This is a genomic window from Acinetobacter johnsonii ANC 3681 (assembly GCF_000368805.1).
GTDB lineage: Bacteria > Pseudomonadota > Gammaproteobacteria > Pseudomonadales > Moraxellaceae > Acinetobacter > Acinetobacter johnsonii.
Genome location: NZ_KB849705.1, coordinates 1,186,259 through 1,205,301, shown reverse-complemented (window position 1 = coordinate 1,205,301; position 19,043 = coordinate 1,186,259). Strand labels below are relative to the sequence as shown.

Genomic DNA, 19,043 nt, shown 5'->3' with positions numbered 1-19,043 from the left:
TGGTGCAAAGTCCATCCTTTTTAGGGTTTAAAGCAGATTACTGTGCTTTTGCTACCGCAACAGTTTCGTCATTTGCAGCCTTAGCCATAGGTGTGTATTTCAAACCTAGGGTTGTGCTGGTGTACTGGCGAACTTGGTCAAGAAGAACAGGATTAGTGCTGAGCTCTTGTTGGTACGATTTTACAATTTCATGTAATTTCGGATTCCATTTACCTTCTACTTGTTGTGGGAATGCTTTTTCAAGCAAGCTCAACATAATATAAGGAGAAGTTGAAGCACCTGGTGAAGCACCTAATAGGGCAGTCACAGCACCGTCTTGTGATGCAAAAATCTCGGTACCAAATTGTAAGCTTGCAGGTTTGCCTGGTTCTTTCTTAATGATTTGAACACGTTGACCACCTTGATTCATGCGCCAGTCTTCTGGTTTTGCATCAGGGTAGTATTTTTTCAATTCATTAAAACGGTCGGCATCGGTCATCATTACTTGGCTCACCAAGTATTTCACCAAATCAAGATTTTCCATACCCACAGCAGTCATTGGTAAAACGTTGTTCTTCGTGGTTGATTTCAATAAATCAAGCTGAGAACCTTGTTTTAAGAACTTGTTTGAATAAGTTGCAAATGGGCCAAATAACACATATTTTTTACCGTCGATATAACGTGTATCAATATGTGGAACAGACATTGGAGGTGCGCCTAACTCAGCACGACCATAAACTTTTGCAGTATGACCTTCAGTGACTTTTGGGTTGTCGGTCATTAAGAACACGCCACCTACAGGGAAGCCAGCATATTGCTTCGCTTCTGGTAAGCCTGTCATTTGTAAAAGCTTAACCGCTGCACCACCTGCACCAATAAAGACAAAGCGCGTTTTCACGTGATCTGTTTTACCTGTAGTGAGGTTTTTAAATGCAACCGTCCACGTTTTATCATCGTTTTGGCTAATGCCAGTCACTTCAGTCGATGTTTGTAGTTTGAAGTTAGATTGTTTTTTAAGGTGATCGACCAATTGAGTGGTGATCGAACCATAGTTCACATCCGAACCGACATCCATGCGTGTTGCAGCTACTTTCTGTGCAGTATCACGGCCATTCATCACTAAAGGCGCCCATTGTTTAATTTCAGCAGGATTCTCAGAGAATTTCATGCCATAGAACATCGGGTTTTTAACCATTGCAGCATAACGTTTTTCTAGGAAATTCACGTTATCGCCCCAAACGAAGGCAATGTGCGGCACAGGATTGATAAAGCTATTTGGTTGACCCAAAACGCCTTCTTTCACCTGATAAGACCAGAACTGTTTTGCAACTTCAAATTGTTCCGCAACGTTCACCGCTTTAGAAATGTCCATTTTTCCATCTTTTTCAGAGGTATAGTTCATTTCCATAAAGCCAGAGTGGCCTGTGCCGGCATTGTTGAAGCCGTTTGAGCTTTCTTGCGCAACATTGTCTAGGCGTTCATACATGCGAATTTGCCAGTTTGGCTCAAGCTCGCTTAGATATGTGCCTAAAGTTGCACTCATGATTCCACCGCCAACTAAGACTGCGTCAACAACAGGCTCATTGCTGGTGGTTTGAATTTTTTTAGACGTGATGGGTCTAAATAAGAAAATTACGACTGCAATAATAAGCAGTACGATCAATACCAAAAGGTATTTTAAAAATTTGTTCATGCGATTATTACCTTGGGGAGCAGGTTTTGGATCGCTTTATAGCGAATAGAATAAAAATAAGAAGAATGATAGAGCTGCTTATAAATGATCAGCTTGGTATAGTTGAAGTAATACTTAAAAGCTGAAAAGCGCACAAAAAATATAAGTTTTGAGCCTATCACACAGTTCTGATTTATGAATATTTTAGACTAAATATGTATTGACTTAGTAATTTTTATTGTAAATGGGTTGGGTTGAACTATAAATATGAGTGATGTGTAAGATTAATCATTGTTTTTATTGGTGTTTATTTTTGTTAGGATTTGATAATTAAGATATTGATGTTGAATATATATACAGGCATTCAATATTTTAAAAGCTAAAATGAATAAATTGGATGCTAATAGAAATAGCACTGTCTGTACAAAACTCAGCATTGTTGTTTAAGAAAAAATGAATAATCACCTGACCTTATTATTTTAAAGCAAATTAAAGTCAGGTGCTGAGCTATTAAAACTTATTCAGTTTCAGCTTGATAAAAAGGTGCATGAGAACGAGATAGGGCTGTGCGGCCACGAATTTGATCCGCGATTTTTTCAGCCATCATAATGGTGGTTGCATTTAAGTTACCTGTGATAATCAGCGGCATAATCGATGCATCCACCACACGTAAACTTTGCAGGCCATGCACACGACCTTGTCCATCGACTACCGCCATATCATCTTCACCCATTTTACAACTACAGGATGGATGATAAGCCGTTTCAGCGTGATTACGCACAAATTCGTCTAATTCAGCATCGCTACTCACATCTTTTCCAGGGCTAATTTCTTCGCCACGGTAAGGATCAAGCGCAGGTTGCTGCATAATTTCACGAGTAATACGGATGGCATCACGAAATTCTTGCCAGTCTTGTTCTGTCGACATGTAGTTAAATAAAATACTTGGATGGTCGAAAGGATTCTTGGATGTCACATGTACTCGACCGCGTGAAGGCGAGCGCATCGAACCGACATGGGCTTGGAAGCCATGCTCTTTGACGGCATTGCTGCCATTATAGTTAATTGCAACAGGCAAGAAGTGGTATTGAATATTTGGCCAAGCAAACTCTTTAGATGATCGAATAAAGCCGCCTGCTTCAAACTGGTTGCTTGCTCCAATCCCTGTTCCGTTAAACAACCACTCTGCACCAATTGCAGGTTGATTTTGCCATTTTAAAGCAGGGTAGAGAGAAACAGGTTGCTTACACTTATATTGTAAGTACATTTCTAAATGGTCTTGCAGGTTTTCACCGACACCCGGTAAGTCATGCACGACTGGAATGTCGAGAGACTGAAGTAAAGTACTTGAACCAACACCCGAACGTTGCAAAATTTGCGGTGATGCAATCGCCCCTGCACAAAGTAGAACTTCCTTATCGGCATAGACCTGAAGCAAGTTGTTTTGATTAGCACCTTGAATATATTCAACACCAATCGCTTGTTTGCCACTGAACAAAATTTGATTGGTCATGGCATGGGTAATAATGGTTAGATTCGCTCGACCTTTGGCCATATCTAAATAGCCACGTGCTGTGCTTGAGCGTCGACCTTTGGGGGTCACGGTTCGATCCATTGGGCCGAAACCTTCTTGTTGATAACCATTTAAGTCATCGGTGCGTGGATAGCCTGCTTGCACACCCGCTTCAACCATGGCGTGGAATAAAACATTATTGTTTGCTTTAGGCGTGGCAACAGAAACAGGGCCAGCATCGCCATGATAATCATTGCCACCAATATCACGAGTTTCGGCTTTTTTGTAATAAGGCAGACAGTCCGCATAGCTCCAGTCTTCAAGACCTTTAAGGCTGGCCCATTGTTCTAAATCCATGGCATTTCCGCGGATATAACACATGCCATTAATGAGGGACGAACCGCCTAAGCCTTTACCACGACCACATTCCATACGACGGTTGTTCATGTGGGGTTCTGGGTTGGTTAAATAGGCCCAGTTATAACGACGCCCTTGTAAGGGATAAGCCAAAGCCGCAGGCATTTGGGTGCGAAAGTCGAGACGATAATCCGGTCCACCTGCTTCGAGTAACAGTACCGAAACATCGGGGTCTTCAGTTAAGCGAGCAGCCAGTACATTACCTGCTGATCCTGCGCCAATAATAATATAATCGTAGTGTTGAGAATGCATAATGATCCTTTTTCTATGGCAGGACCACGTTGCATGAGAACGTGGCCACATGTTGAGTTGAGGATGAAAAAAAGAATAAATAAAAAAGAAGTAAGGATTTAGATAGCTAAAATTCAGACTTTAAAAAATACTTTGGTATGCGTCCAGTTCAACTTGAACCGATTTGATGCGGGTATAGTGTTCAAGTGTGGTGATGCCATTTTCACGTCCAACGCCCGACTGTTTATAACCACCTACAGGCATTTCAGCAGGGGATTCGCCCCAAGTATTGATCCAGCAAATACCAGCCTCAAGCTGATGAATAATGCGATGTGCTTGGGAAATATCTTGTGTGACCACACCCGCAGCTAAACCATAACTGGTGTTGTTGGCACGCTGAACGGCTTTTTCAATACTGTCATAGCTTAAAATGCTCATGACCGGACCAAAGATTTCATCTTGCACAATGTGCATGTCGTCATGACAGTCGGTAAACACAGTCGGTAATACATATGCCCCTTGAGTAAGTGCTGCTTCAGTGGCACGTTGTCCACCAGTCAATAAGATCGCACCTTGTTGTTTGCCTGACTCAATATAAGACAAGACTTTTTCCATATGCGGAAAGCTGACTAAAGGTCCAAAGTTGGTTTCAGCCTGCATCGGGTCACCTATGCGGATACGTTTTACACGCTCAATCACTGCTTGTTCAAATGCAGCCTTGAGGGTTTGTGGTACAAACACACGGGTGCCATTGGTACATACTTGACCTGAGCTAAAGAAGTTCGCCATTACTGCGATATCGGCTGCACGGTCAAGGTTGGCATCGGCACAAATAATCAGAGGTGATTTGCCACCGAGCTCCATGGTGACTTCTTTGAGACTAGAAGCCGCAGCACTGGCCATGACCTTTTTACCCGTTGCCACACCACCTGTGAACGAAATTTTTTGGATATCTGGGTGTTCAGTCAACCATTGACCCACTTCAGCACCAAAACCTTGTACTACGTTGAAAACCCCAGCAGGTACGCCTGCTTCAGTGTAGATCTCTGCCAATTTTAAGGCGGTAAGAGGGGTCACTTCGCTGGGTTTAAAAATCATGGCATTCCCAGCAGCGAGGGCTGGAGCTGATTTCCAAAGTGCAATTTGGATGGGATAATTCCAAGCACCAATGCCTGCCACCACACCTAAAGGTTCACGGCGCGTGTAGAAAAAACTACTTTCACGTAGCGGCACTTGTTCACCTTGAATGGCCGTTGCAAGTCCTGCGTAGTACTCTAAAACGTCTGCACCAGTGACAATATCGACGGTGGATGTTTCACTGAACGCTTTACCTGTATCCAGTGTTTCTAGGCGTGCTAATTCGTCATTACGAGCGCGTAAAATATCGACTGCACGACGTAAAATACGGGCACGTTCGACCGCTGTTTTGGCAGCCCATTCACGTTGCCCTTGTACAGCACTGTGTACGGCTGCATCGACGTCGGCTTTAGAGGCTTGTTGAATGGTGGCAATGACTTGACCTGTGGCAGGATTAATACTGTCAAAGGTTTGACCACTGGTGGCATTGAAATATTGTCCGTGAATATAAAGCGAGTGAAGCTGTACATTATTCATTTTGTTGTTCCTGCCGTATCTGTTGAATTAAGCGAAGTTGCATATCGACATAGTCGTATGCAATAGAACGTGCCAAATCACGATCAAATGCTTGATGACCACTTAAACTTCCACGTAACCATAATCCATCAATCAGTGCTGCTAGCCCTTTAGCGGCTTGGCTTGCTTGAGACTTTGGCATGAGCTGCAAGAAGTGAAACTTCAAATTTGAATAAAGACGTTGGTCATTGATTCGTTGCAGTCGACCTAAGTTGGGTAGGTGCATACTGGCAGACCAAAAATCCAGCCAAACCCGCATAGCAGTGTTGTTGACCTGACTGATGTCAAAGTTGGCATCAATAATGGCTTTGAGCGAATGTTCCGGACTGGGCTGCACCACCTTTGCCTTATAGCTTGCCGTGGTCTCGGCTAAGACATTGAGCATTTGGCGCATGCAACTGTGAATGAGGCCTTGTTTATCACCAAAATAATGACTCACAATGCCCGTAGAAAGCTGTGCTTTTTTCGCAATTTGAGCAATGGTGGTGTTGGATAAGCCCACTTCATAAATGACTGCATAGGCAGCATTAATGATTTCTTCACGGCGCTCATGCTCAGGTTTTACTCTACGTTTATTCATGACAATCCAGAACAATTTGCCTTAAATTTAAAGGCGTTAGATTCAATAACTTACATGGAAAGCATCATAGCATTTTTTTATGATACTTTTTATTGATTGAACGTTCAATCAATAAAAAGTACACTTATGGTTAAATTCAAAGCAAAATATTGCTAAATTGCTTTGAGTATTCGACATAACTTTTTATTTATCAAAAGGATGTGTCATAAGGGTTTAATTGCAGAACATCATTCGGAAAAGTGAGCTTATGAGCTATGAGCTTACGGTTTTATACTTTTTTCGAGTTGAGAAAGCTCATATAGTCATGTTGAAGGGAGATCTACAAGATTCCAATCGGAATATCGATGAACAAGGGAGGCTCACATTTTAAAACTGTGTAGCAAATGCACCTCATAAATGATTTAGACCTTCAGGTTTAAAGAAGATAGCGTTTTTATTTCTGATAAAAATACTGTCGTTTTCGTTAGTCGATTTTTAAGCTCTCGACCACGAGAAGTTTAAAAATTGGCTTTTGTCTTTTTTTATTTACTTTCTTGAGGATTGTATGGCAACAGATAATCCAAGAGCAGTTGATGATCAAACATTAGCGCCTAAAGACCGTTTAAATGGTGTGGTCTTTTATATTTCAGCTCTCATTATTTTAATTTTTTCTATTACCACCATTTTGTTTAATGACTTTGCTAACCGAATCTTAAATACAGTCTTGGCGTGGGTGAGTTCAACTTTTAGTTGGTATTACTTACTCGCAGCGACTTTGTATATGGTCTTTGTCATTTTTATTGCCTGTTCTCGCTATGGCAACATTAAATTAGGCCCCAAACATTCCAAGCCAGAATTTAGCCTTTTAAGTTGGTCTGCAATGTTGTTCTCAGCTGGGATTGGCATCGATTTGATGTTTTTCTCGGTGGCGGAACCTTTATCCCACTATATGCATCCACCCGTAGGTGAGGGGCAGACCCTAGAGGCTGCACGTCAAGGCATGGTGTGGACCCTGTTTCACTATGGTCTAACTGGGTGGTGTATGTATGCCTTGATTGGCATGGCATTGGGATATTTTAGTTATCGCTATAACTTACCACTGACTATTCGCTCTGCTTTATATCCGATCTTTGGCAATAAGATTCATGGGCCGATCGGTCATAGTGTCGATACCGCAGCGGTCATCGGTACTATCTTTGGTATTGCCACGACCTGCGGGATTGGGGTAGTACAGCTGAACTATGGCTTGCATGTGTTGTTCGATTTACCTGAAAACCTCTGGATGCAAACCGCATTAATTGTGGTCGCGGTGGTAATGACCATTATTTCAGTGACTTCAGGGGTGAATAAGGGACTGCGTATTCTCTCCGAAATCAATATTTATGTCTCTGTTGGTTTGATGCTATTTATTTTGTTTTTAGGCAATACCGAATTTCTATTGAATACTTTTGTGCAAAATATTGGGGACTACATTAACCGTTTTCCAAGTATGACTTTGGAAAGTTTTGCCTTTCAACAACCGAAAGAATGGATGAACAGTTGGACATTGTTCTTTTGGGCATGGTGGGTGGCTTGGTCACCATTTGTAGGTTTGTTTTTAGCACGGATTTCACGTGGTCGAACCATTCGTGAGTTTGTTAGCGGAACGCTCATTATTCCTCTGTTTTTCACACTTACGTGGTTATCAATTTTTGGAAATAGTGCACTACATAGTGTGATTTTTGATGGTAATTTAGCCCTTGCACAAAGTGTCATTGCAAATCCTGCACATGGTTTTTATGACTTGCTAGCACAGTATCCATGGTTTCCGTTTATTGCAGGTGTAGCCACAATTACAGGCTTATTGTTTTATGTGACCTCAGCGGACTCTGGTGCACTGGTACTGGGTAATTTCACTACTCAATTTACCAATGTCGATCATGATGCACCGCGATGGTTGAGCGTATTTTGGGCCATAGCGATTGGTTTATTGACCCTTGCAATGTTGATGGCTAACGGGATTACGGCACTACAAAATGCCACGATTATTATGGGGTTGCCGTTTAGTTTTGTGATGTTCTTGGTGATGGCAGGTTTGTATAAATCACTGCGGTTAGAAGACTACCGACAAGCCAGTAGCAGTTTAAATGCCGCACCCGTGGTGGGCAATGTCGACATCCTCAACTGGAAAAAACGGTTGTCCCGAGTCATGCACCATCCAGGAACAACCGATACTCGGCGTATGCTCGATGATATTTGCCGACCTGCGGTGATGGCCGTTGCCGAAGAAATGCAAAAGCGCGGTATTGACATCAGTGTTCAAGAGAATGCGCTTGAAGAAGACCCAAATCTGTATCACTTAGATTTGATGATTCATTTGGAAGAAGAACAAAACTTTGTCTATCAAATTTGGCCAGTACGTTATATCGCGCCGACCTTTAGTGAGCGCGGCAAACTGGGTAAGCGCTTCTATTACCGTCTTGAAACTTATTTGTATGAAGGTTCTCAAGGCAACGACTTAGTCGGTTACACCAAAGAGCAAGTGATTAATGATGTGCTGGATCGTTATGAACGTCACATGACCTTCTTACATATCAATCGAATCAGTCCAGGAAATCGTCCCTTATTTCCAGACCCTCAAGGATAATTAGGAGGAACCATGTTGACCTCATATTTACATGCTTTTGCTTTGTTTTTCTCATTACTGAATCCGTTTTTAATGAGTATTTACATGATTGGCATGATTCGGAACTCCGAAGCTAAAGTGTTTAATAAGGCCTTGATTCAGGGCTGTCTCATTGCCTTTATAGTATTTATGCTGTTTGCATGGGGCGGAGAAGCGATTTTTAGTAAATATTTAAATGTACGCTTTGAAGCCTTTCAAATATTTGGTGGTCTGATCTTCTTGGTGATTGGTTATCGTTACGTGTTTCAGGGGGCAGATACCATTGGTGAAATGCGTGGTGCGCCTGAGCATTTGGCAGGAACTATTGCCATGCCTTTTATGATTGGTCCAGGTACGATTAGTGCTGCTGTGGTGACAGGTATGGCACTGCCAATCAGCGGCGCAGCGATGATTATTTTCCTGACTTTGGCGTTGACCTGTGGCTTGATGATCTTAATGAAATTTGCGCATGACCATTTGCGTTATAAGCATGCCAAATATATTGACCGTTATGTTGATATTGTTGGGCGACTGTCGGCCTTACTGATTGGAACCATTGCGGTAGATATGATTATTAATGGCATTATTGGTGTCATGGCTGAAATGTAGAATCCAAGAAAAACGAACTATAAAAAAGCCCTCAGTCAATGAGGGCTTTTTTATTTAACTGAAGAACCAGGTGTAATAACCCCAGATCATCAGTGGCCACGATAGAAACGGGCTAAATAGCCATTTCCAAATCCAGTGGCGTGGCACGAACCCGACGCCGTGGATAAAGCCACCTGAGATACCAATCATGATATACATCAGTGCACTATGGCTATAGTGACCATTGTCATCCAACATAGCAGCAGGATGCACTAACAACACCGCTGCAAGTGGAAAGGCCAATAGGCAGGAAATTAGCATCGCAAATTTGTTCGGCTTTTTATCTACAGTTTGGTTTTCCATAGCAACGTCTGTCATGGTTTATTCCTCATCAAGGTCTTGATGATGTTCGATATACAAAGCACTGAGTACACCTGCAAAGCAAGCCATCAAAATGCCGAGAATCCATGCAAAATACCACATAATTTGATCTCCTTAGACACAGCCTTAGTAAAGGCTGTGTGAATTCTCTTTAATGTGTGTGTTGGTAATAACACCCCACATTTTGTAGTAACACCAAGTGGTATAGCACAAAATGAGTGGGACAAAGATACATGCCGCAACTGTCATCACAGTTAACGTCGTTTTACTTGAAACGGCATCCCACATGGTCAAGCTTGCAACAGGTTGAATACTTGATGGCATTAAGAATGGGAACAGCGCAAAACCAGCAGTTAAAATTGCACCCACGACCGCTAAACTTGAACCTAAGAAGCTAAAGCCCGCTTTGTTTTTGCCTGCTGCAAGCACCACAATCAAACCACCTAAGATACCTGCGATAGGCGCAATCATGGTAATTGGGTAAGTCGAGTAGTTGTTCATCCAGCCATGGTTGGCATTGGTCAAGACTTCTTTTGCTAATGGGTTAGCAACACCATTGGTGTCAAATGGAGTGACTAAGGTATAACCTTCGATTCCACCAAAGTACAACCAAGCACCAGCGCCTAAGAAACAGATGAGATAAACAATGCCCATAAGTTTTGTTGCTTGTGCTGAGCGTCTGCGTAAGTCACCATCGGTACGAAGCATGAGCCATGCACCGCCGTGTGCACACAGCATCGATAAACTAACTAGGCCGCAGACTAAAGCAAATGGGTTGAGTAGGGCAAAGAAGCTCCCTGTATAAGTTGAGCGGACGGTGTCATCTAAACTAAATGGCACGCCTAAGAACATGTTACCAAATGCCACACCGAAGACCAGTGCAGGCACAGCACCCCCAACTGCTAAACCCCAGTCCCATGACGTACGCCATTTGGTATTTTGCAGTTTAGAGCGGTAGTCAAAGCCGACAGGTCGTAAGAATAGGGCAAACAGCACCAACAGTAGCGCCCAATACATGCCTGAGAATGCTGTTGCATAAACCATTGGCCATGCGGCAAACAATGCACCGCCAGCAGTAATGAACCAAACTTGGTTACCGTCCCAGTGCGGAGCAATGGTGTTGATAGCCGCACGGCGTTCTTCATCTGTTTTGCCCACAAATGGCATGATCGCCATAGAGCCCATATCGAAGCCATCGGTGAGGGCAAAGCCAATCAGCAAGACGCCGACTAAAACCCACCAAATGATTTTGAGTAATTCATATTCGATCATGCTTGAGTCTCCTCATTACGAGCTGCTTCAAGTTTTTCAAAATGGTATTTACCAGTGTGAAGCGAACTTGGACCAAGACGTGAAAATTTGATCATTAAATACATTTCAATAATCAAAAGAACGGTATAGAACGCAGCTAAGGCAGCGATAGAACCCCATACATCACCTGTGCTTAAGCTCGATGCTGACAAGTGTGTAGGTAAAACTTCACCAATCGTCCACGGCTGACGACCTACTTCTGCAACATACCAACCTGTTTGTGCAGCAATCCATGGCAGAGGCAAAGCGAAAAGCGCGAACTTCAGTAACCATGGTTTGTTTTCTGCATTGCGTTTTGCCACGGCAAAGGTTGCTAGCGCAAATAACAACAGCATAAGGAAACCAGATACAACCATGGCACGGAATGCCCAGAATAAGCTTGGTACGTGCGGAATCGTGTCTTTTGCAGCAGATTTGATTTGATCTTCAGATGCATCAACCACATTTGGTGTGTATTTCTTCAAAAGTAAGCCATAGCCCAAGTCTTTCTGGGTTTCTGCAAAGGCAGCTTTTAGCTCTGGAGAAGTATCACCCGCGCGTAGTTTTTCCAGTTGTGAGTAAGCCACCATACCGTTACGAATACGATCTTCGTGTTGTACGATCAAATCTTTAATGCCTGTCACTTCTTTGTCTAAAGAACGTGTTGCAATAAGACCCATCACATATGGAATTTTCACTGCATAATCTGTAGTCATGGTTTCTTTATTTGGAATACCAAACAAAGTAAAGGGTGCCGGTGCAGGGTGAGTATCCCATTCTGCTTCAATGGCCGCGAGTTTAGTTTTCTGAACATCACCCAGTTCATAACCTGACTCATCGCCCAGTAAAATCACTGAAAGTGTTGAAGCTAAACCAAAAATTGCGGCAATGGCAAATGAACGACGCGCAAACGGAATATCACGTTTTTTCAGTAAGTAGTAGCTTGAAATAGCCAGAACGAAAATAGCACCTGTCACATAACCCGCAGACACGGTATGTACAAATTTTACCTGTGCAACTGGGTTAAAAATGAGAGCACCAAAATCTACCAGTTCCATGCGCATGGTTTCATAGTTAAATACAGAACCGACAGGGTTTTGCATCCAACCATTTGCAACCAAAATCCATAAGGCAGACATATTAGAACCGAGTGCAACCAGCCATGTCACACATAAGTGCTGCACTTTGGATAAGCGATCCCATCCAAAGAAGAACAGACCGATGAATGTCGATTCTAAGAAGAATGCCATTAATCCTTCAATGGCTAATGGAGCACCGAAAATATCCCCCACATAGTGTGAGTAATATGCCCAGTTAGTCCCGAACTGGAACTCCATGGTTAAGCCAGTAGTGACCCCTAAAGCGAAGTTAATACCGAAGAGTTTCCCCCAAAACTTGGTCATGTCTTTATAAATTTCTTTACCTGAAATCACATAGGTGGTTTCCATAATGGCAAGAATAAAGGCAAGCCCCAGTGTAAGTGGAACAAAAATAAAGTGATACATCGCGGTCATAGCGAACTGGAACCGCGAAAGATCGACCACGCTTTCAGATATCATCAACGTGTCTCCTTGATTGGGGATGGATTGCCTGCAATACGCTCAGCAACTTGATTGTCAAAATTTTTAGGAATAGTCGGGGCGTCAAACCAGATGTTCTTAATGACCATTAAAATAATCACTTTAATGATTAAAATGGCCACAATCTCTCTGGTGACTTTTTGATTGAGATTTTTGGGGACTAAGCTCATTTCACAAAGCCTATTTTTTAACTTGCTTTATATTATTAAACAAAAACATACAAAAGATAAATAGTCTTTAAACTTAAATAAAAAATATATTATTAAGTCTTTTAAATACATGTACTTAAAATAATGATGTGATGAAAAATAAACTACTTTTTTTGTATTTTAAAGTTGACCAAATTACTTATGTTTATATTTAAATACCTGACTAAAATACTTGTATATATTTATTTTAAATCCGACTAAAACACTTATATTTAACGTTCATCGTTATTTTATTGATAATTCGTCTTAAGATTATAGAAGTGATAGGGCTTTTAAATGATGGATTTTAACTGATATGAATCAAGGATGGTTTGATCTGTTGCATACATCACAAGGAAATTAGGAATTGAAAATCGAATTAATATTTAAAAAGTCTTTTATTGTGTCATATAAGCTTGAAGGCAGATGCGGGGAGTAAAATTCTCATTCTGAGCTTAATTTTTGCGCAAATATTTTTAAATTCTAGAAAGCTGGATTGTGAATGAAAGATTACTTTAAAAAGATTGAGCAAGAAGATGAGGCAAGGCTTTGATTTAAACAGAGCATTGTGATGCTTTGTTGGCGGTTGAACCTGTATTAAGATCACTTGGTAGGGAGCATGGCAAAGGATAAACATGCTCATACAGACGTACAGCGTTGAAATAGGATTGGATTTGGTGCTTGTTTAGCGCGTACTTTCGCCGTTAAAAAGTTGATTGGATTTTGAAATTTTCTTTGCTATGTAATGGGACTTTTTTAGACGAATGAGAATAATTTGTGACTGAAATTCAAGTTCACCAAACTCAGGTTCAACTTGCACATAATGGAGTTGACCATATTCATCGCGAACGCGAGCTTGAGCCGAAAAACCAGGACGTGCATTACCGCTGGAGATGGTCGCCAGACGACCCAGTAAGTTGGTTTGTTTTTTATCCGGTCTTGGTTTAATAACTTGATCCAAACAGTGGATCATAAAAACGGTAAAGAAAATTGCAATAATCAGTGCGGGCAAGATTAGATAGTAAGCCGAAGTAAACGTTTGTTCTTTGGCATAGATGCAGAACTGAAGGAAATAACCTGCAACACTAAAATTAAGTAAGAGAAAAACCACAATCAGCACTTTAGAAAACTTAACGTCTAGCAGTGGAGATTCAGTCAGTTTTTGTGGCGAGAGCCTTTTGAGGAAATGACTTGGGCGGGATTTAAAAAAGTAGCCTAAGGTTTCCACCATGCTGAGTATGACTAAAGTCAATAAGCTGAAATGAAAGAGCATCAAGTCAGGGTGATGTAGCAACTCATACATGGTGAACGTCCAATTTCATTATTCTTCTGTGAGATAAATCCCACCGTCAGAATGCACGGTAATCGCTACTTTTTCAAGTGTTTCGCCTTGGCATGGGCCAGAAATGCATTCACCTGTTTCCACCATAAACAGCGCACCATGGGTCGAACATTCAATAAATTCTTGGTCGCGGTCTAAAAACTGGTTTTCCAAAAATTCAAGTTCAACTTGCAAATGCGGGCAAATGTTTTGGTAAGCAAAGAAGGCACCGTCACGTTGGGTGATAAAAATCGTATCCCCTTTAGGTGTTTCAAAAGAACGCGCTTCGCGTTCCGGGATGTCTTCTGTCATGCAAATTTTTTGCATCATGCACATTCCTTTTGCAGTTGTTGGAACAATTCAGAGTAATCTGCCACAGCCAAACGAGGGCCAAACTGTGACACCACTTCACTTGAAATCAAAATTGCAAGTTGCGCAGCTGTATGTAAGCCTAAGCCCGCATTCACTGCATAAAGGAAGGCACCAGCAAAGGCATCGCCTGCGCCATTGGCATCGATAGCGTGTACTTTACGGCCTGCAACATTAAATGTTTCTTGTGCATTTGAAATAAGTGCACCTTCAGCTGAAAGCGTAATCACCACATGCTGGCTCAGTGTTTTAAGTTTTGCTAAAGCCGCCTCAACTGTTTCAGTTTCAGTGTACATCATGGCTTCTTGCTGGTTACAGAACAATAAGTCCACACCATCCGCTATCATTTCATCTAGACCATGACGCGCGTATTGCACCATTGCAGGGTCAGATAGGGTTAATGCAATTTTAACACCATGAGCTTTGGCAATTTCACGAGCCTGCTTAACAGCTAAACGTGCGCTATCGCTGGTTGAAAGATAACCTTCGATATAGAGCCATTTCGCTGTTTTTAAGGGTTCAAAGTCAATCTGTTGTTCAGTTAACTCGGCTGTAATACCTAAATAGGTATGCATAGTCCGTTCAGAGTCTTCGCTGACCAAAACCATACACGTGCCTGTGACACCTTCACTGATTGATTTTTCAGTGTTTTTAATGCCTGCTTCGTGCAAACCGTTGAGGTAAGTTTGTCCTAGCTCATCATTACCCACGCGGCATGCGTAAAATGCTGAACCACCCAAGGCACTAAAGGCAACGGTGGTGTTGGCTGCTGAACCACCTGAAGCTTGACCTTTATAGCTTTGTGTTTCTTTTAATTTTTTATAAAGATCTGCTTGTGTTTCACCATCAGTTAACTGCATAGTGCCTTTTTGCAAATGTTGTTGAATAAGGAAGTCGTCAGAGACTTTAAATTCTTGGTCGATTAGTGCATTACCAATTGCAAAAAGATCAACAGTTGCCATGTCTTTTTTCGTCACGTATTGAAAATAAAGCGACATTTTACACCAATGCTCAAGATTGCTGTAGTTTGTTGAGGAAAATTCATTTTATTTACGTGGCAAATGTAGTGAAATGGCTTTGCTCATATTCAAGGAAGTTTAGATGGAAATTTTAATTCAAGCGGCAGAACAATTACCTCCTCAAATACAAGCTTTAGCACAACTTGCGGCAAAAGAAGGATATGAACCGTTGACCCGCTTGATCGAAGAATATCAAAGCGGAAAAAATCGTTTTGATCAAAAGGGTGAAGTGTTGTTATTGGCCTACGATCAGGACCAATTGATTGCCTGTGGCGGTTTAAATCAGCAATGGGGTGAAAATGAAATCGAGGCGCGTATTGGGCGCGTACGCCGTTTTTATGTACATCCTAAATACCGTAAGAGCGGTGTGGGTCGTCAGTTGTTGGCACATTTAGAAAAATGTGCACGTCCGAACTTTTCTGCGCTGTGTTTAAATACCGCGGATTTGTCCGCAGCCAGTTTCTATCAGAAGCAAAACTATGTTTTTGTAGAGAATCACCCGAACTATAATTATTTTAAATATCTCATCTAGTTGTACTTTCTGAGAACGCTTCCCTCAAAAAGACTGAAATTTGGAAAGCAGTGAGATGCTTTTCAAATTTCCAGCAAATTACTCGGGTTTTCAGCGTGAAATCTTTTGACAACTAAAGCTATAATGCAGGCAGTGTATTAATTATTGTTAGGAGATCACATGACTGTAGATGTCACTGAAACCATTTCTCAAACTGTACATCCTGCGTTTCAGTTGGTACGTCAACACCATGTTGAAGCTTTAGACATTTTAGTGTCTGAATATAAACATAAAGTCACTGGGGCAGTGCATTATCACTTGGCCACCAATCACGATGAAAATGTTTTCTTGGTGGCTTTTCGCACCCAACCTATGGATTCAAAAGGCGAAGCGCATATTTTAGAACACACAGCACTGTGTGGTTCGGAAAAATTTCCTGTTCGTGATCCGTTCTTTTTAATGATTCGGCGTTCATTGAATACTTTTATGAACGCCTTTACTGCGGCGGACTGGACAGCGTATCCATTTGCGACTCAGAATAAAAAAGATTTCCAAAATTTACTTGAAGTATATTTAGATGCGGCTTTTGCAGCCAATTTGAATCCGCTGGATTTTGCCCAAGAAGGGATTCGCATTGAGCTTGAAAACGGTGAGCCTGTTTATAAAGGTGTGGTTTTCAACGAAATGAAAGGGGCAATGAGTTCGCCTTCAGACCAGTTGTATCATCAGTTAGCGCATCACTTATTCCCTGAAACCACTTATCACTACAACTCAGGTGGCGACCCTAAAGATATTCCAGACTTGACTTACCCTGAGTTGGTGGATTTCTACAAGTCGCATTATCACCCAAGTAATGCAGTTTTCATGACCTTTGGTAATGAGCCTGCTTACAATCTACAAGAGCAGTTTGAAACTTTAGCCTTGGCGAAGTTTTCAAAAGGTGAAACGCTCTTTTCTAAAGAAGAGCGACGTCTGACTGCGCCGCTAGAAGTGACTGAAACCTATGCGGTAGATGCAGAAGATTTAAAAGACAAAACTTATCACATCATTTCATGGTTATTGCCTAAAGCCAGTGAGATCAAACTACGCTTAGGTATGCGCCTTGTCGAAGGTGTATTGTTAGAAGATTCGGCTTCTCCGTTACGTCATTACCTTGAGACCTGTGGTTATGCACAGTCTACTGGCCCGATTATGGGCGTAGATGACTCTAACTATGAAATGACATTCTACTGTGGCGTACAAGGTTCAAATCCTGAACATACAGCTGAGTTTAAAGCGGGTGTGTTTAAGGTTTTAGAAGACGTTGCTTCAAAACCTGTCGACCAAAACATGGTGGATGCGATTTTACATCAAATTGAATTGCACCAACGTGAAATCAATGGTGATGGCATGCCTTATGGTCTAAGCCTGATTTTAAATGGTTTGGGTAGTGCGATTCACCACAGCGATCCAGTCACTGTATGGGATGTAGACTCAGCCATTGCTGCGGTAAAAGAAGAACTGAAAGATCCAATGTGGTTGTCAAACTTAATCAAAACCTATTTGATTGATAACCCGCACCGTATACAAATGACTTTGGTGCCTGATGCTAATAAGTCTGCAGTGGAAGCGGCGGCAGAAAAAGCACGTTTAGCCGAAATTGGTGCGCAGCTAACAGAAGCTGAAAAAGCAGAAATTGAAGCACAAACTGAAGCACTTAAAGTCCGGCAAGATACCCCAGATGACCTTAACCTTCTGCCAAAAGTGGGCTTGGAAGATGTGCCTGCTGAACTGCAAATTGTACAAGGGCAGTTGCGTGAGATTATCTCAAATCGTATCGATTATCCGTTGAATCTTTATCATGCGGGTACGAATGGTATTTACTACAACCAAGTGCTGATTCAGATTCCGCAAGATGTAGTGCAGTCACCTTACTTTAACTTGCTATCCATTTTGATGGGTGAAGTTGGTGCAGGTCAATATGACTATCTAGAACTACAACAACTGCAAACTGCGGTGAGTGGTGGTTTAGGTATGGGTGCCTCTTTACGTTCTCAAGTAAATGACAAAAATCAAATCAGTGCATGGTTAACGCTGACCACAAAATCGTTGGTGAGTAATTTTGACAGTATCGCTTTGTTGAAACTGGCATTTGAACAACTGCGTTTTGACGAAAAAGATCGAATTGTTGAGTTATTGCAACAACGTAAAACGCGTTGGGCATCTCGTCTGTCAGGTTCAGGACACAGTTATGCCATGCAAATTGCAGGACGTAACCACAGTGCTTTGGCAAAACGTGATTATCACAACACAGGCTTGGGTGCATTAAACTGGTTAGGTGATTTAGTCAGCCGTATTGAAAAAGATGCAGCAGCTTATGATGATTTGATCAATGAATTAAAAGCGATTCATTTGAAACTTTTACAAGCACCAAAACAGTTCTTACTGGTTTGTGAAGAACATCAGTCAGACCGTTTGGTTGAAGAAGTTAAAAATGTGTGGGACAAGTTAGCCATTCCTGAGCAAACTGTGAGTTTGAAAACGGCTGAGCAGATCGATACCGATGCAGATGAGGCGTGGTTAATTCAAGCCAATGTTCAATTCTGTTCATCGGCTTATCAAGCCGTTGAGGTGTCACATCCAGATGCTGCACCGCTGATGGTACTGGCAGCGTACTTGCGTAATGGTTTCTTACACAGTGCAATTCGTGAAAAAGGTGGGGCTTATGGTGGTGGCGCAAGCTATGACGGCAACGCATGTTCATTCCGCTTCTATAGCTACCGTGACCCGCGTTTGGCTGAAACTTTCAATGACTTTGAAGCCAGTGTGCAATGGTTGCTCAATACTGAGCAAAAACCTCATCAGCTTGAAGAAGCAATTTTAGGTTTGATTGCGGGTATGGACAAACCAGGTTCACCAGCGGGTGAAGCGATTACGGCATGTTATGCACTTTTACATGCACGTACACCAGCCTTCCGTAAGCAGTTACGTAGCCGTCTTTTGGCTGTGGGTTTAGAGGACTTGCAACGTGTGGCGGTACAATACTTGCTTGAACAAAAACCAACGAAAGCCGTGGTTGCACCTATGGCGAAGCGTGATACTTTAATTGAGTTAGGTTTTAGTATTCAACAAGTTCAGTAAAACAATAA

The 19,043-nt window shown here is 41.9% G+C and carries 16 protein-coding genes; 4 read left to right on the top strand and 12 right to left on the bottom strand.

What is annotated here, in order from left to right:
• Nucleotides 1-37: 37 nt before the first annotated feature.
• The 4 genes from mqo to betI form a co-directional block, all read right to left on the bottom strand.
• Entirely contained in the window at nucleotides 38-1,672 is a 1,635-nt protein-coding gene (mqo, locus tag F946_RS09975; protein WP_004981864.1) for a malate dehydrogenase (quinone), read from the bottom strand.
• A 496-nt stretch (nucleotides 1,673-2,168) separates the two neighbouring features.
• Nucleotides 2,169-3,833, bottom strand: coding sequence for a choline dehydrogenase (betA, locus tag F946_RS09970; RefSeq protein WP_004981862.1), 1,665 nt, complete (start codon nucleotides 3,831-3,833; stop codon nucleotides 2,169-2,171).
• A 120-nt stretch (nucleotides 3,834-3,953) separates the two neighbouring features.
• The gene (gene betB / locus F946_RS09965) at nucleotides 3,954-5,426 is read right to left on the bottom strand and encodes a betaine-aldehyde dehydrogenase (RefSeq protein ID WP_004981860.1); all 1,473 of its coding nucleotides are present in this window, start codon (nucleotides 5,424-5,426) and stop codon (nucleotides 3,954-3,956) included.
• Nucleotides 5,419-6,045 (bottom strand): transcriptional regulator BetI, encoded by a 627-nt coding sequence (betI, locus tag F946_RS09960; RefSeq protein ID WP_004981856.1) that lies wholly within the window; start codon nucleotides 6,043-6,045, stop codon nucleotides 5,419-5,421. The genes betB and betI overlap by 8 nt, the downstream gene beginning before the upstream one ends.
• 544 nt (nucleotides 6,046-6,589) lie before the next feature.
• Between betI and F946_RS09955 the strand changes: the two genes are divergently transcribed.
• Together F946_RS09955 and F946_RS09950 are read left to right on the top strand one after the other, a co-directional pair.
• Nucleotides 6,590-8,650 carry a choline transporter gene (locus F946_RS09955; RefSeq protein ID WP_004981853.1) on the top strand — a complete coding sequence of 687 codons (2,061 nt, stop codon included), beginning with the start codon at nucleotides 6,590-6,592 and terminating at the stop codon, nucleotides 8,648-8,650.
• Between the two features lie 12 nt (nucleotides 8,651-8,662).
• Nucleotides 8,663-9,277 carry a MarC family protein gene (locus tag F946_RS09950; protein WP_004981851.1) on the top strand — a complete coding sequence of 205 codons (615 nt, stop codon included), beginning with the start codon at nucleotides 8,663-8,665 and terminating at the stop codon, nucleotides 9,275-9,277.
• Between the two features lie 54 nt (nucleotides 9,278-9,331).
• Here the strand turns inward: F946_RS09950 and F946_RS09945 are convergent, their stop codons facing one another.
• The 8 genes from F946_RS09945 to F946_RS09910 form a co-directional block, all read right to left on the bottom strand.
• Complete coding sequence (locus F946_RS09945) at nucleotides 9,332-9,634, bottom strand: cyd operon YbgE family protein (RefSeq protein WP_004696655.1); 303 nt, start codon at nucleotides 9,632-9,634, stop codon at nucleotides 9,332-9,334.
• A 3-nt stretch (nucleotides 9,635-9,637) separates the two neighbouring features.
• Complete coding sequence (cydX, locus tag F946_RS17060) at nucleotides 9,638-9,739, bottom strand: cytochrome bd-I oxidase subunit CydX (RefSeq protein ID WP_002120988.1); 102 nt, start codon at nucleotides 9,737-9,739, stop codon at nucleotides 9,638-9,640.
• A gap of 24 nt (nucleotides 9,740-9,763) precedes the next feature.
• The gene (gene cydB / locus F946_RS09935) at nucleotides 9,764-10,909 is read right to left on the bottom strand and encodes a cytochrome d ubiquinol oxidase subunit II (protein ID WP_004981849.1); all 1,146 of its coding nucleotides are present in this window, start codon (nucleotides 10,907-10,909) and stop codon (nucleotides 9,764-9,766) included.
• Nucleotides 10,906-12,486, bottom strand: a complete 1,581-nt coding sequence (locus F946_RS09930; RefSeq protein ID WP_004696658.1) for a cytochrome ubiquinol oxidase subunit I — start codon at nucleotides 12,484-12,486, stop codon at nucleotides 10,906-10,908. Before F946_RS09930 ends, cydB begins: the two co-directional genes overlap by 4 nt.
• Nucleotides 12,486-12,677: a cytochrome oxidase putative small subunit CydP gene (cydP, locus tag F946_RS09925; RefSeq protein WP_004696660.1), complete on the bottom strand. Its 192-nt coding sequence runs from the start codon at nucleotides 12,675-12,677 to the stop codon at nucleotides 12,486-12,488. Before cydP ends, F946_RS09930 begins: the two co-directional genes overlap by 1 nt.
• 703 nt (nucleotides 12,678-13,380) lie before the next feature.
• Entirely contained in the window at nucleotides 13,381-13,998 is a 618-nt protein-coding gene (locus F946_RS09920; protein WP_004981845.1) for an OB-fold-containig protein, read from the bottom strand.
• 18 nt (nucleotides 13,999-14,016) lie between these two features.
• Nucleotides 14,017-14,328, bottom strand: a complete 312-nt coding sequence (locus tag F946_RS09915; RefSeq protein WP_171065413.1) for a Rieske (2Fe-2S) protein — start codon at nucleotides 14,326-14,328, stop codon at nucleotides 14,017-14,019.
• A gap of 14 nt (nucleotides 14,329-14,342) precedes the next feature.
• Nucleotides 14,343-15,347: an adenosine kinase gene (locus F946_RS09910; RefSeq protein WP_035326943.1), complete on the bottom strand. Its 1,005-nt coding sequence runs from the start codon at nucleotides 15,345-15,347 to the stop codon at nucleotides 14,343-14,345.
• Between the two features lie 139 nt (nucleotides 15,348-15,486).
• Here F946_RS09910 and F946_RS09905 point away from each other — a divergent pair, with 139 nt between their 5' ends.
• Both F946_RS09905 and F946_RS09900 read left to right on the top strand, forming a co-directional pair.
• On the top strand, nucleotides 15,487-15,936 hold the full coding sequence (locus F946_RS09905) for a GNAT family N-acetyltransferase (protein ID WP_004696669.1): 450 nt from the start codon (nucleotides 15,487-15,489) through the stop codon (nucleotides 15,934-15,936).
• A 159-nt stretch (nucleotides 15,937-16,095) separates the two neighbouring features.
• Nucleotides 16,096-19,035, top strand: a complete 2,940-nt coding sequence (locus F946_RS09900) for an insulinase family protein (RefSeq protein WP_004981837.1) — start codon at nucleotides 16,096-16,098, stop codon at nucleotides 19,033-19,035.
• Nucleotides 19,036-19,043: the final 8 nt, after the last annotated feature.

Excerpts from the sequence above, each read along its gene's own strand:
- mqo (WP_004981864.1), bottom strand. The coding sequence starts at position 1,672 with ATGAACAAATTTTTAAAATACCTTTTGGTATTGATCGTACTGCTTATT.
- betA (WP_004981862.1), bottom strand. The coding sequence starts at position 3,833 with ATGCATTCTCAACACTACGATTATATTATTATTGGCGCAGGATCAGCA.
- betB (WP_004981860.1), bottom strand. The coding sequence starts at position 5,426 with ATGAATAATGTACAGCTTCACTCGCTTTATATTCACGGACAATATTTC.
- betI (WP_004981856.1), bottom strand. The coding sequence starts at position 6,045 with ATGAATAAACGTAGAGTAAAACCTGAGCATGAGCGCCGTGAAGAAATC.
- F946_RS09955 (WP_004981853.1), top strand. The coding sequence starts at position 6,590 with ATGGCAACAGATAATCCAAGAGCAGTTGATGATCAAACATTAGCGCCT.
- F946_RS09950 (WP_004981851.1), top strand. The coding sequence starts at position 8,663 with ATGTTGACCTCATATTTACATGCTTTTGCTTTGTTTTTCTCATTACTG.
- F946_RS09945 (WP_004696655.1), bottom strand. The coding sequence starts at position 9,634 with ATGACAGACGTTGCTATGGAAAACCAAACTGTAGATAAAAAGCCGAAC.
- cydX (WP_002120988.1), bottom strand. The coding sequence starts at position 9,739 with ATGTGGTATTTTGCATGGATTCTCGGCATTTTGATGGCTTGCTTTGCA.
- cydB (WP_004981849.1), bottom strand. The coding sequence starts at position 10,909 with ATGATCGAATATGAATTACTCAAAATCATTTGGTGGGTTTTAGTCGGC.
- F946_RS09930 (WP_004696658.1), bottom strand. The coding sequence starts at position 12,486 with ATGATATCTGAAAGCGTGGTCGATCTTTCGCGGTTCCAGTTCGCTATG.
- cydP (WP_004696660.1), bottom strand. The coding sequence starts at position 12,677 with ATGAGCTTAGTCCCCAAAAATCTCAATCAAAAAGTCACCAGAGAGATT.
- F946_RS09920 (WP_004981845.1), bottom strand. The coding sequence starts at position 13,998 with ATGTATGAGTTGCTACATCACCCTGACTTGATGCTCTTTCATTTCAGC.
- F946_RS09915 (WP_171065413.1), bottom strand. The coding sequence starts at position 14,328 with ATGACAGAAGACATCCCGGAACGCGAAGCGCGTTCTTTTGAAACACCT.
- F946_RS09910 (WP_035326943.1), bottom strand. The coding sequence starts at position 15,347 with ATGGCAACTGTTGATCTTTTTGCAATTGGTAATGCACTAATCGACCAA.
- F946_RS09905 (WP_004696669.1), top strand. The coding sequence starts at position 15,487 with ATGGAAATTTTAATTCAAGCGGCAGAACAATTACCTCCTCAAATACAA.
- F946_RS09900 (WP_004981837.1), top strand. The coding sequence starts at position 16,096 with ATGACTGTAGATGTCACTGAAACCATTTCTCAAACTGTACATCCTGCG.